This window comes from Mycobacterium sp. shizuoka-1, from assembly GCF_002723835.1.
Classification (GTDB): domain Bacteria; phylum Actinomycetota; class Actinomycetes; order Mycobacteriales; family Mycobacteriaceae; genus Mycobacterium.
This window is the reverse complement of the sequence record NZ_BEWG01000020.1, coordinates 155612-168179: the sequence shown is the minus strand read 5'-3', so window position 1 is coordinate 168179 and position 12568 is coordinate 155612. Positions and strand designations below refer to the sequence as shown.

The 12568-nt window shown below is 69.3% G+C and carries 12 protein-coding genes and 1 pseudogene; 4 read left to right on the top strand and 9 right to left on the bottom strand.

Annotated elements, in window-relative coordinates; all coding sequences use genetic code 11:
- Positions 1–212: 212 nt before the first annotated feature.
- The gene (locus MSZK_RS06065; RefSeq protein WP_099245835.1) at positions 213–854 is read left to right on the top strand and encodes a response regulator transcription factor; all 642 of its coding nucleotides are present in this window, start codon (positions 213–215) and stop codon (positions 852–854) included.
- Positions 847–2415, top strand: coding sequence for a GAF domain-containing sensor histidine kinase (locus tag MSZK_RS06060; protein WP_099245833.1), 1569 nt, complete (start codon positions 847–849; stop codon positions 2413–2415). The genes MSZK_RS06065 and MSZK_RS06060 overlap by 8 nt, the downstream gene beginning before the upstream one ends.
- Before the next feature lie 11 nt (positions 2416–2426).
- On the opposite strand, the gene MSZK_RS06055 is transcribed toward MSZK_RS06060, so the two are convergent.
- Positions 2427–2651, bottom strand: coding sequence for a three-helix bundle dimerization domain-containing protein (locus tag MSZK_RS06055; RefSeq protein WP_233211133.1), 225 nt, complete (start codon positions 2649–2651; stop codon positions 2427–2429).
- A 143-nt stretch (positions 2652–2794) separates the two neighbouring features.
- On the opposite strand from MSZK_RS06055, the gene MSZK_RS06050 reads away from it, so the two are divergent.
- Positions 2795–3172, top strand: a complete 378-nt coding sequence (locus tag MSZK_RS06050) for a hypothetical protein (protein ID WP_142389876.1) — start codon at positions 2795–2797, stop codon at positions 3170–3172.
- Between the two features lie 15 nt (positions 3173–3187).
- Here the strand turns inward: MSZK_RS06050 and MSZK_RS06045 are convergent, their stop codons facing one another.
- From MSZK_RS06045 to MSZK_RS06020, 6 genes are read right to left on the bottom strand one after another with little or no spacing between them, the layout of a single operon-like run.
- On the bottom strand, positions 3188–3634 hold the full coding sequence (locus tag MSZK_RS06045; RefSeq protein ID WP_099245827.1) for an SRPBCC family protein: 447 nt from the start codon (positions 3632–3634) through the stop codon (positions 3188–3190).
- Between the two features lie 3 nt (positions 3635–3637).
- Positions 3638–3844: an antitoxin gene (locus tag MSZK_RS06040; protein WP_099245825.1), complete on the bottom strand. Its 207-nt coding sequence runs from the start codon at positions 3842–3844 to the stop codon at positions 3638–3640.
- 3 nt (positions 3845–3847) lie between these two features.
- Positions 3848–6250: an HAD-IC family P-type ATPase gene (locus MSZK_RS06035; protein ID WP_099245823.1), complete on the bottom strand. Its 2403-nt coding sequence runs from the start codon at positions 6248–6250 to the stop codon at positions 3848–3850.
- Positions 6251–6278: 28 nt separating this feature from the next.
- A complete protein-coding gene (locus MSZK_RS06030; protein WP_099245821.1) occupies positions 6279–7862 on the bottom strand; it encodes a serine hydrolase in 1584 nt (527 codons plus the stop codon).
- A gap of 18 nt (positions 7863–7880) precedes the next feature.
- Positions 7881–8996: an MBL fold metallo-hydrolase gene (locus MSZK_RS06025; protein ID WP_099245963.1), complete on the bottom strand. Its 1116-nt coding sequence runs from the start codon at positions 8994–8996 to the stop codon at positions 7881–7883.
- A 31-nt stretch (positions 8997–9027) separates the two neighbouring features.
- Entirely contained in the window at positions 9028–9759 is a 732-nt protein-coding gene (locus tag MSZK_RS06020) for an enoyl-CoA hydratase (protein WP_099245819.1), read from the bottom strand.
- Between the two features lie 34 nt (positions 9760–9793).
- Between MSZK_RS06020 and MSZK_RS06015 the strand changes: the two genes are divergently transcribed.
- A complete protein-coding gene (locus MSZK_RS06015) occupies positions 9794–11266 on the top strand; it encodes a carboxyl transferase domain-containing protein (protein ID WP_099245817.1) in 1473 nt (490 codons plus the stop codon).
- On the opposite strand, the gene MSZK_RS06010 is transcribed toward MSZK_RS06015, so the two are convergent.
- Positions 11263–11868, bottom strand: coding sequence for an NUDIX domain-containing protein (locus MSZK_RS06010; RefSeq protein ID WP_233211132.1), 606 nt, complete (start codon positions 11866–11868; stop codon positions 11263–11265). The two genes, MSZK_RS06015 and MSZK_RS06010, sit on opposite strands and share 4 nt — an antisense overlap.
- Positions 11869–11914: 46 nt before the next feature.
- Positions 11915–12562, bottom strand: a pseudogene (locus MSZK_RS06005) (phosphoribosyltransferase); the annotation flags it as partial.
- Between the last annotated feature and the right edge of the window lie 6 nt (positions 12563–12568).

Genomic DNA, 12568 nt, shown 5'->3' with positions numbered 1-12568 from the left:
GGCCCGAGACGCGCGCCGTGGGGTGCTAGTGCCGTCGCGCGACATCTGTGGGGCTGGTGCCCCGACCGCGTATCGCGGTCTCGCCAATGAGAATCCAGCACAATGGGTCCTCGCACCAGGCAGCTGCGGACCTCTTCCGGACAGGCGTTGGTCAGCCGATTTCGGGACCTAAGTCCCTACCGGCTCGGGACCCTTCCACGCTGTACTGCGGTGTGATCAAGGTGTTCCTGGTCGACGACCACGAGGTCGTACGGCGCGGTTTGGCCGAGCTCCTCGGCAGCGATCCCGAACTGACCGTGGTGGGTGAGGCGGCCACCGTCGCCGAGGCGCTGTCCCGCATCCCCGCGGTGCGTCCCGACATCGCGGTGCTGGACGTCCGCCTGCCCGACGGAAGCGGTATCGACCTGTGTCGGGACCTGGTGGCCGCGCATGCCGAACTGCGATGCCTGATCCTCACGTCGTTCACCGACGAGCAGTCGATGCTCGACGCGATCCTGGCCGGCGCCAGTGGATACGTGGTCAAAGACATCCGCGGTATGGAGCTCGCCGAGGCGATCAAGACCGTCGGCTCAGGAAAGTCGTTGTTGGACAACCGGGCTGCGGCCGCGTTGATGTCCCGGCTGCGCAGAGACACCGAGCAGGACGAGCGCCTGCGCGACCTGACCGCCACCGAGCGGACCCTGCTGCAACTGCTCGGCGAGGGCTTGACCAACCGCGAGATCGGCCAGCGGATGTTCCTGGCGGAGAAGACGATCAAGAATTACGTCTCGCGGCTGCTGACCAAGCTGGGATTGAGCGGACGCACCCAGGCCGCCCTGTTCGCCGCCGACACTATGCGCCGCAACGATGTTTGACCTCGACGTCCGCGACGGACTCATCGACGCGATGCTGGCCGTCTCCTCCGGCCTGGAACTCGAGAAGAAGCTGCACACCATCGTGCACACCGCTATGGGACTGGTGAGTGCCCGCTACGGCGCCGTGGGCGTGATCGCGTCGGAGCCCCAGCCGGTACTGGAGCGGTTCATCTTCGAGGGGATCGACCGAGAGACCGCCGATCGGATCGGCCCGCTTCCCGCCGGCCACGGAATGCTGGGCCTGCTGCTGAATACGCCGAAAGTGATTCGCGTCGAGGATCTTTCACAGCATCCGGCGTCGATCGGGTTCCCCGAGCACCACCCGCCGATGCGCAGCTTCCTCGGCGTGCCGATCCGGATCCGCGACCAGGTGTACGGCAACCTCTACCTGACCGAGAAGGCGAACGGGGCGGCCTTCACCGAGGCCGACGAGGTCTTGGTACTCGCACTCGCCGGGGCGGCGGGGATCGCGATCGACAACGCCCGGCTCTACCAGGCCGCAAACACCCGGCAGTTGTGGATCGAGGCCACCCGCGACATCAGCACCGACCTGCTGGCCGGCGACGACCCGGCCGCGGTGCACCGCGAGATCATCTCCAAAGCCCTGGCGTTGACCGGCGGCGATTTCAGCTTCTACGCCACCCCGGACGACTCGGGTGGCCTGGCCGTGACGGCCACCACCCGGACCGAACTGATGGGCAGCCAGCTGTCCATGACCGAGTCGACGACGGGATCGGCCTTCACCGATCGCCGTCCGGTGCGCGTCAGCGAATTCCAGGACCTGTCACCGTCGGCCGATGCCCTGGCGGCGCTGGTGCTGCCGGTCTGCGAGCCCGACACCGCCACCGGTGTGCTGGTCTGCGTGGCGGCGCCGGGCAAGCAGTTCACCGAGGCGGACCTGGACATGGCGGCGGCGTTCGCCGCGCAGGCCGGGTTGGCGCTGCATCTGGCCACCGCGCAGCGGCGGATGCGCGAACTCGACGTGCTGACCGACCGCGACCGGATCGCCAGGGACCTGCACGACCACGTGATCCAGCGGCTGTTCGCGGTGGGCTTGTCGTTGCAGGGTGCGCTCAACGCCGAGCAGGCCGAAAGCGCGCGGCGCGTCACCGGCGCCCTGGACGATCTGCAGGAGGTGGTCGAAGAGATCCGCACCACGATCTTCGACCTGCACGGCGGATCGGTGACCCGGCTGCGCCAGCGCATCGAGCAGGCGGTGACCCGGATGACCGTCGACTCCGCGGTGCGGGCCGCGGTACACATCAGCGGGCCGCTGTCGGTGGTGGACGCCGCGCTGGCCGACCATGCCGAGGCGGTGGTGCGAGAAGCGGTCAGCAATGTGGTGCGCCACGCCCAAGCCCGCTCGGTGTCGGTGTCGGTGACCGTGGACGACGACCTGACCATCGGCGTCAGCGACGACGGCGTGGGGATCAGCGAGGACATCACCCGCAGCGGCCTGGCGAACCTGGCCGCCCGCGCCCACGAATGTGGCGGCCACTTCGCGATCACGCCGCGCCCCGGCGGCGGCACCAGGCTGGTCTGGTCGGCGCCGCTGCCCTGACCGGGCTCGCGCTAGGCCGAGATCTCGATCGCCGGCTGCACCTCGAACAGCGCGCGGCAGTGCCGCTCGACGAACAGCGGAACGAACTCGCGGATGCGCGCCCCGTCGAAGCGTCGGTGTGCGCTGTCCACGGTTTCGCTGATGACGTGATCTGGAACATAGGGGAACGACTCCGTCAGGCGATCCACCACCTGATCGATCTGGCGCCGCTCCTCAGCAAGTTCCACGCCGCACATCATCGGACGAAGTACGCCGGTTGCGCAACCACCGCTGTCACGGTGAGTGTCGGTCAGGTGTCGGGTCGGTGAACAAAAAGCGGTGGGCCAGACGATGTTCCACCCGGTGCGCGCCCGGCAGCGGGGTCGGATACAGTTCGCCCGTGACCTCACCGAGCAATGCGGACACGGGTAATCAGACTCCCGAATCCGCGAATCGCCAACAGGCGGAACATCTCCGGGAGATGCTGGTCGCCCAGTGTGAGCAACTCGACGCTGACCTGGCCACCTACGGCTCGGCCCTGGAGCGGTATCAGCGCCGCGGGGAGCAGACCCAGGCGCGGCGGATTCGCGGGATGATCCGCGCCGCCGAACGCGAGCGCCGCTCGGTGCAGGACCTGATCGCCGGATTGGAGCGGCGGTTCCTGGCCACCGAGCACCCGCGCGGTGAGCACAGCCGGCACCCGCTGCCGGGGCTGGTGCGCAACGGCACCCAGCGGGTACACCCCTACCCCAGCCCGCATCGGGTCATCCGGACCTAGCCGGTTGACGCGGAGCTAGGCCGGGGCGAACACCGCCACGAAGTTGTCCAGCGACTGCTTGATGTCGCCGCGCAGGGCACCGGCCACGATCATGCCGATTGGCCCGAACAGCGCCGGACCGCCGAGGTGGACGTCCATGGTCACCACGGAGGCAGCCGGGTTCTGCTCGTGCGCTCGGACCTTCCCGATCAGCTTGACCTTGACCCCACCGACACCTACCCCGTTGAGCGTCATCGCCTCCGGCGACTTGAAATGGACGATCGTCCACTTCACCCGGTTGGGCATGCCTTTGACCTCGACGATGGACTCCACCACGGTGCCCTTCTCCAGGGTCTCCGGCAGCACCGAGCGCCAGACGCGGTGGATCGTCAGCCAGTCCTTGTAGCGGGAGAGGTCGGACGCGTGCTCCCAGGCCTGCTCTGGTGGAAGTGGAACGTCTACGGATACCGAGAGTTTCGCCATAGGTCAGGTCGGCTGGTCGCCGGAGTCGGTGCGGTTCTTCTCGACGATGTTCTTGGCGGCGTCTTGCACCTTGTCGACGGTGCCGGAGTACTTGCCCTGCGTCTTCTCGTCGATGATGTCGCCGGCCTTGTCGATGACCTGGCCCACCTTGTCGGCGTTCTCGCTCAAGACTTCCTTCGTCTTGCCGAGGGCTTTGTCGAGGAATCCCATCGGTCAATCTTGCACCGAGGGCGCCCGTCGCCACAACGTCCGCCGTTCGCCCAGCGCCCGGCCCTGCAGCCACCACAACGCCTCGACCAGCACGGCGGCCAGCAACCCCATCGCCAGGCCGGACGAGGTGACTTCCAGGTTGGACGGGTCCAGCATGAAGATCCTGCGGGCCCACGGTATGGCGAAGATCACGACGTAGGCCAGACCGGAAACCGCCACCAACGCCACCCGCCACCACTCGTAGGGCCGCGCGACCACCGCCAGCACCCAGACCGCCCCCATCAACAGGGTGATCAGCGCGGCGGTCGAGGCCTGCAGTTGTTCGGCCGCGGTCGAGCTGTTGCCGTGATAGGCGATCAGGTACGACACGTAGGTGCTCAGACCGATCACCACCCCGGACGGCAGCGCCGAGGTCATCACCCGCCGGACGAACCCGGTGTGGGCGCGCTCGTTGTTGGGCGCCAGCGAGAGGATGAACGCCGGGATGCCGATGGTGAACCACGCCGCGATGGTCACGTGGATCGGCTGGAACGGGTACAGCAGCGGCGCGGTGCCGAACAGCTTGTGCGACAAGCCCGCAAGCCCCACCAGCAGCGCCAGCAGGACCGAGTAGACGGTCTTGGTGAGGAACAGGTTCGACACCCGCTCGATGTTGCCGATGACTCGCCTGCCCTCGCCAACCACATAGGGCAGCGTGGCGAACTTGTTGTCCAGCAACACGATCTGGGCCACCGCGCGCGAGGCGGGCGAGCCCGATCCCATTGCCACCCCGATGTCGGCATCCTTGAGGGCCAGCACGTCGTTGACGCCGTCGCCGGTCATCGCGACGGTGTGGTCACGCGACTGCAGGGCATGGACCATCGCCCGCTTCTGATCCGGGCGCACCCGGCCGAACGTGGTGTAGGTGGCCATGGCGTCGGCCAGCGCGTCGGGCTCCGACGGCAGGTTCCTGGCGTCCATCGTCTCACCGTGCAGGCCCAGCGCCCCGGCCACCGCGCCGACCGACACCGCGTTGTCACCGGAGATCACCTTCACAGAGACATGCTGGGAGGCAAAGTATTCCAGCGTGTCACGGGCATCGGGCCGGACCCGCTGCTCCAGGACGACCAGCGCCACCGGGGTGACGTGACCGGGCGCGTCCGGGCTGTCGACCGCGACGTCGCCGGCACCGAGCAGCAGCACCCGCATGCCGCGGGCACCGATCTCCTCGGCCTGGGCGGCCGTCGGCGAACCGGGGTCGAGCAGCACGTCGGGCGCTCCGATCAGCCAGTTGCCGTGCTCGCCGTAGGAGGCCCCACTCCACTTGGTGGCGGACTTGAACGGCGCGCTGGCAGTCGCGGTCCAGCCCGGCGCATCTGGATACGCCTCGGCGATGGCCTGCATGCTGGCATTGGGTTTGGCGTCGTCGGCGGCCAGCGCGGCCAGCACCTGGGCCACCCGCTGGCCGTCGTCGCTCACCGCCGTGACCTCGGCCAGCCGCATGCCGTTCTCGGTGAGGGTGCCGGTCTTGTCCGCGCACACCACGTCGACGCGGGCCAACCCCTCGATCGCGGGCAGCTCCTGGACCAGACATTGCCTGCGGCCCAACCGGATCACGCCGACGGCGAACGCGATCGACGTCATCAGCACCAGACCCTCGGGAACCATCGGCACCAACGCACCGACCATCCGCAACACCGATTCGCGCCAGCCCACACCCGTGGTGAACAACTGGGTGTAGATGATCAGCAGACCGGTGGGCCACAGCAGGTAGGTGATGAACTGCAGGATCCTGTTGATGCCGCTGCGCAGTTCGGATTTCACCAGCGTGAACTTGCTGGCCTCTTCGGCGAGCTTGGCGGCGTACGCTTCCCGGCCCACCTTGGTGGCGCGGTAGGCGCCGGTGCCGGCGACCACGAAGCTGCCCGACATCACTGTGTCGCCGACGTGCTTGGCGATCGGGTCGGCCTCACCGGTCAGCAGCGATTCGTCGACCTCAAGGTTTGCGGCCTCGAGCAGTTCGCCGTCGACGACGATCTGGTCACCCGGCCCCAACTCGATCACGTCGTCGAGGACGACCTCGTTGGGCGGCAGCGGGGTTGTCCCCGATCGGCGGCGCACGACGGGCTTGGCCTGCCCGACGATCGCCAGGTTGTCGAGGGTCTTCTTGGCCCGCAGTTCCTGGATGATGCCGATGCCGCTGTTGGCGATGATCAGCAGCCCGAACATGCCGTTGATCAGCGAGCCGGTCGCCAGCACGATCAGCAGCAGCACACCCAGGATGGCGTTGATGCGGGTGAACACGTTGGCCCGCACCACCTCGGCGACGCTGCGCGAGGCACGGGTGGGCACGTCGTTGGTCTTGCCCTCGGCGACCCGGGCGGCCACCTCGTCGACGGAAAGCCCCGCTGCAACACCGGTTGTCATTGGAATCCCTGCTCTTGGCGCGCGCGGCTCATCGGACGAAGGTCCCCATCTTTTCGGTGTCGTAGTACTCCAGAGTCAGCGTGCCCCCGGTGAACGTCGCCTTGGAAACGCTTCCCGGAGGGAAGTTCTCACTGGCGAACCGGAACGTGAACACGTCACCGTCCCAATGGGTGAGCTCGACCGTGTCCGGCCGTGGACCCAGCGACAGCGTGAGCGCACCGTTCTTCTCGGCGACCACCGCCGGACCCCAGTAGTCGTTGCGATAGGTGCCGACGTACGCGGCCGCCGGTCCGGCCGGGGCGGGGTTGGCGGGCGGGGTCTTTCCGGCCAGCGCACCGAACGGTTTGTCCATGTCGGCGAAGGCGTGCGCGTAGAGCGAGCGCCAATCCTGGCGGACCTCGCCGAACTGGACCAGATCGGCGAATTCGGCGGTCAGCGTCTCCGGGATGCCGGTCGGGGTGGCGTTGGTCAGTGCGACGATCGCGACGTCGGCGGACGGGATGATCACGAAGTTGGTGGCGGCCCCGAGGTCGAAGGCCCCCGAGTGACTCAGCTGCACCCGAGCCGCCGAGGTGGTGCCGACGTTGAACCCGTAGCCGTAGAAACCCGCTCGCGCCGCCGGCTCGTCGGGCGGGCTGGACACGATCTGCGGCGACACGGCGGGTAGCAGCGCGGCGGGTTCGACGATCTGGCGCCCGTCGTATCGTCCGTTTGCGAGCATCATCGTCAGCCAGTGGGTGAGGTCGTTGACCGACGAACTGACCCCGCCGGCAGGCGCCTCGGGATCGGCGTCGCGCCGATACAGCGGCTGGTATTTCCCGTCGATCCGGATGTGCGCGAGCGCCTTGTCGATCCTGGACTCGTAGTCGGCGAACCGCGAACTGGTCGATGTCATGCCCAGCGGCCGGTAGAGCACCTGGTCGCTGAGGTCCTCCCAGGACGTGCCCGCCGCCACGGCCACCGCCTCCGCGGCCGCGGTCAGCCCGAAGTTGGTGTAGGCGTACGAGGCACGGAACGGGGCGAGTGGAAGCTGGCGCAGCCGGTCCAGGATGTAGCGCCGGTCGTAGCCCAGGTCCTCGAGTTGGTCGCCGGCGTGGTCGGGCAGTCCGGAGCGGTGTGAGTACAGGTCGGCGACGGTGACCATCGTGGTGACCGCGGGGTCGGCGAGCGCGAACCACGGCAACTTGTCGATCACCGGGGTGTCCCAGCCGATCACATTGCGACCGACCTGATGTGCGACGACGGTGGCGCCGATCGGCTTGGACACCGAGGCCAGCTGGAACACGGTGTCGGGGTCCACCCGGTTGCCCGGGTCGTCGGCAGGCCGGGTGGCATCTTTGACGCCGAAACCCTTGGCGTACAACGTCTTACCGTTGTGCACTACAGCCACCGCCAGGCCTGGGATGCCGGAGGACTTCATCAGCTCCTCGGCGATGCCGTCGAGTTTGCCGACGGCATCGGCGACGGCGTTGTCCGGCAGCGGCGACGCGGGCACCAGCGGTGGCGGCTGATCGGACAGCGACGGGGTGGCGTGGCGGGGGGCCGAGCCGCTACACGCGGTGAGCGCGGCGACCAGGGCGACGATCGCGGCTCGCGCTGCCAGGGCGGTCATGGGATGAACCGTAGTGGCTCACAGCTCCCACCAGGGGTCTATTGCCCCCGCCGTGGCGGTCACCACCCGGCCTCCAGGGCGGGGAACCGCGGTCCGCACACCGGCGTCGTCGGCGGCCAGCAGCATCCGTTCGACCGGCTCCGCCCAGGGATGCGGCGCAAGCCGGAACGTGCACCAATGGATCGGGACCAGCAGTCCGGCGTCGGTGACGTCGCGGTGGGCCCGGACGGCTTCCTCGGGATTCATGTGGATGTCCGGCCACGCGGTGTTGTAGGCGCCGATCGGCATCAGGGTCAGGTCGAAGGGCCCGTGGTCGGCACCGATCTGGGCGAAGCTGCTGGTGTAGCCGGTGTCGCCGCCGAAGTACGCGCGGTGTTGCGGCCCGATGATCGCCCACGACGACCACAGGGTGGTGTTGCGGGACAGGAACCGGCCGGAGAAGTGCCGGGCGGGCGTGCACACCAGCGTCAGGTCGCCGATCCGGGTCTGCTCGTTCCAGTCCAGCTCGATGATGCGCTCCGGCGGGATGCGCCACTGGCGCAGATGTGCGCCGACTCCGAGCGGCACCACGAACGGTGCCCGCTGGGTACGGGCCAACGCGAGCACGGTGTCCATGTCGAGATGGTCGTAATGGTCGTGGCTGACGACCACCGCGTCGAGGGCGGGCAACGACTCCAGCGGAGTCGGTACCGGATGCAGCCGCTGGGGGCCGACGGCGCGCGACGGTGAACACCGGTCGCTCCACACCGGGTCGGTGAGCACCCGGTAGCCGTCGATCTCGATCAGCGCTGTCGAATGGCCGAGCCAGCTGACCGCCAGCGGCTGCGAGCTGATCGGCGCCGCCGAATGTGCCACCGGGATCACGCCGCGGGGACGGCTGGCCGAGCGGCTGCTGAGCATGTCGAACAGGACCAGCCGGTTCTCCTCGGCGTCCAGCTTCAACGGTGCCGCCGGTTCGAGGTTGTGGAAGACGCCCTCGCGGTAGTGGGGTGAGCCGTTGGCGACCGGACGGATTTCCCCGGGACCCGCCCCCAGCGATGCGGGGGTGTCGTTGAGCGCACGCAGCAGCCAGCCGCCACCGGCCAGGGACGCGGTCCCGGCAGCCAGCCGCAGCGCGCTCCGCCCCGACGGCAGCAGTACGGCGACTCGCGGACGGCCGGGCAAATTAAGCGCCCTTGAACTTGGCGGCACGCTTCTCGATGCGCGCCACCTGGGCCTCGATGACGTCCTGGCTGCCCCACGCCTTGTCGAACAGCTCCTTGTGGGCGGGCCACTGCTCTTCGAAGGCGCCGTCGTCGTTGAGCACTCGCTTGGAAGCCTGCAGCGACAGCGGGGCCAGCCCGGCGATCTCGGCGGCCCACGCCTGGGCATCGGCCAGGTCACCGAGCCGGTTGGCCATCCCGGTCAGCAGCGCCGTATCGGCGTCCAGCTTCTCGGCGGCCAGCAGCATGCCGCGGGCGCGGCCATAGCCGGCCAGCGAGCTCAGCCGCCGGATACTCCAGTTGTCCAGCGCCAGACCGTATTTGGCGATCGGGAACTGGAAGTAGGCACCGGGGGCCACCACCCGCAGGTCGCAGATCATCGCCAGCTGCACACCCGCGCCGATCGCCGGACCATTGATCGCTCCGATCACCGGCATCGGGACGGCGTCGATCGCCTTGTTCAGCGCGATCGCCTTGTCCGGGAAGTCCGCGGCGAACACGTCCCCGGACAGGTCGGCTCCGGCGCAGAAGACGGTGCCCTGGCCGGTCAGCACGATCGCCCGGACATCGTCGGCGGCCGCCTTCTCCACCGCCTCGCGCAGCGAGTCGACGAGCTCGGAATTGAGTGCGTTGCGCCGCTCCGAACGCTGCAGCTCGATCGTGGTCACATCGCCCACGCGGTTGATACCGATCATGACCGAGAGCCTACTGGCCGATTAACCTCGCCTCATGAGTCGCATCGGGGCCACCGAACTGCGCGATGCGGCCCTGGACCCAGGGTCGTTCCGAAGTTGGGATGACGCACCTTTGCTCGTCGAGGCCGACGAGGCCTATGCCCGCGAGCTCGAGCAGGCCCGGGCCGCGACCGGTTTCGACGAGTCGGTGGTGACCGGTGAGGGCACCGTGTTCGGCCGCCGGGTTGCGGTCGTGGCCTGCGAGTTCGACTTCCTGGCCGGGTCGATCGGGGTGGCCGCGGCCGAGCGCATCACCGCGGCCGTCGAGCGTGCGACGGCCGAGAAGCTGCCGCTGCTGGCCTCGCCCAGCTCCGGGGGCACCCGCATGCAGGAGGGCACGGTCGCCTTCCTGCAGATGGTGAAGATCGCCGCGGCTGTCACCCGGCACAAGCAAGCCCACCTGCCCTATCTGGTGTACCTGCGGCACCCGACGACCGGCGGCGTGTTCGCGTCATGGGGTTCGCTGGGGCACATCACCGCCGCCCAGCCGGGCGCGCTGATCGGGTTTCTCGGGCCGCGTGTCTATGAGCAGCTCTACGGCGAACCATTCCCGCCCGGTGTGCAGACCGCCGAGAACCTGCTGCGGCACGGCGTGATCGACGCGGTGGTCGGCGTCGAGGCGCTGCGCGCGACACTGGATCGCGCGCTGAGCGTGCTCACCGACATGCCGACCGCACCACCGGACGCGGTGCCCGACGAGCCGGTGGCCGACATCCCGGCCTGGGACTCGGTGGTGGCGTCGCGGCGTCCGGACCGCCCCGGTGTCAGCTGGTTGCTACGCGAGGCCGCCACCGACCGCGTGCTGCTGTCCGGGACGCATGGGGAGGCCGCCAGCACGGTGCTGGCGCTGGCCCGGTTCGGCGGCCAGCCCGCCGTGGTCGTCGGGCAACGACGGGTGGTGGGCGGCGTGGTAGGTCCGGCCGCACTGCGCGAGGCCCGCCGCGGCATGGCCTTGGCGGCGGGCCTGCGGCTACCGCTGGTGCTGGTGATCGACACCGCGGGGCCGGCGCTGTCCGCCGACGCCGAACAGGACGGCCTGGCCGGCGAGATCGCCCGCTGTCTGTCCGAGCTGGTGACGCTGGACACCCCGACGGTGTCGGTGTTGCTCGGCCAGGGCAGCGGCGGGCCGGCACTGGCGATGGTGCCCGCCGACCGGGTGTTGGCCGCCCAGCATGGCTGGCTGGCCCCGCTGCCCCCTGAGGGCGCCAGCGCCATCGTCTTCCGCGACACCGCACATGCGCCGGAATTGGCTGCGGCACAGGGTATTCGGTCTGCAGATCTGCTGCGCAACGGGATCGTCGACGCGATCGTGCCCGAACATCCCGATGCCGCCGACGAGCCGGTCGAATTCGCCCACCGGCTCTCCGATGCGATCGCCCGGGAGATCCACGCCCTGCGGGACACCCCGCCGGACCTGCGCTACGCGGCGCGGCTGCGGCGTTACCGGCGGATCGGACTGCCCGGCTAAGGACTGCGCCGGAACAGCTCGGCGGGCCGCCCGCCGGTGCGGGTGACCAGGTGGCCGGTCGGCCGCAGCAGCGGCTTCATCAGCCGCCGGAAACCGTCGCGCTGCAACGGCCGGCCCGCCACCGCCTCGTGCACCCGATGCAGCTCGCCGAGGGTGAACTGACGACCCAGGAGGTGGTCGGGGTCCGGCTGGGCGGCGTAGCGGTCGCGGACGTGCGCCACCGCGCGGGCGACGATCTCCCCGTGTCCGTACCGTAGCCGGCCCGGCCGGGCCACCGCGACGAGCCGGGTCCGGTCTGGGGTCCGCGCAGCAAGCCTGCGGATCGGGACGACCTCGACATGCGCCACCGACAACACCCACCCACGGCTGTCGCGGGCCGGGTCGTCGTAGACGTGCAGTTGGCTCGGCCGGAGCCCGCGCACATCGGCCTTGACGCGAAGGGACCTTTCGACGGCGTCGGCGAGCCGTTCGCCGGGGTGCAGGAAGGTTCCCGGCAGCGCCCAGCCCGGGCCGTCGGATCGTCGCACCTGCAGCACCAGCAGCTCCGGATCGGCCGGGTCGAGGGTCAACAACGCGGTGTCCACCGCCACGTGTGGGCTCACCAAATCACCCAGGTGAGTTTCGGTTGTATCGCTGATTAACTCATTGTTGCGTAAAGCCGCGGCCGGCGCAGTCCAACAGCGTGCACACCTCCTCGTCGGAGGTCTGCCGGAAGTCATCGTAGCCCTGGCCGACCGCGGTGAAATGGGCTGGTGCGCCCAGACATACGACCTCGTCTGCGTAGTGGCGCAAGTCGGCGATGGTGTCGGGGGCGCCGATCGGGGCGGCCAGCACGACCGTGGCCGCGCCGCCGGCGCGCGCCACCAGACACGCCGCCCTGGCCGTGGAACCGGTGGCGAACCCGTCGTCGACGATCAGCACCACCCGTCCGGCCAACGGAATCGGCGCCCGATCGCCGCGATAACGCCCGACGCGGCGCTCGAGTTCGGCGCGCTGGGCGGCCTGAACCTCGGCCATCTCGGCATCGCTGACCGACACATGCCGCAGCACCGCGTCGTTGAGAACCCGCACCCCACCCTCGCCGATCGCACCGAACGCCAACTCAGGCTGGCGGGGCACGCCGAGTTTGCGCACGACAAGCACATCCAGCGGGGCCTGAAGCGCGTTGGCGACCTCGAAGGCGACCGGAACCCCGCCACGCGGCAGGCCGAGCACCAGTACGTGGCGACCCCGGTAGGCCGTCAACGCGGCGGCCAGCCGGCGGCCCGCGTCGGCCCTATCCAAATAGCGCTGCATACCTCC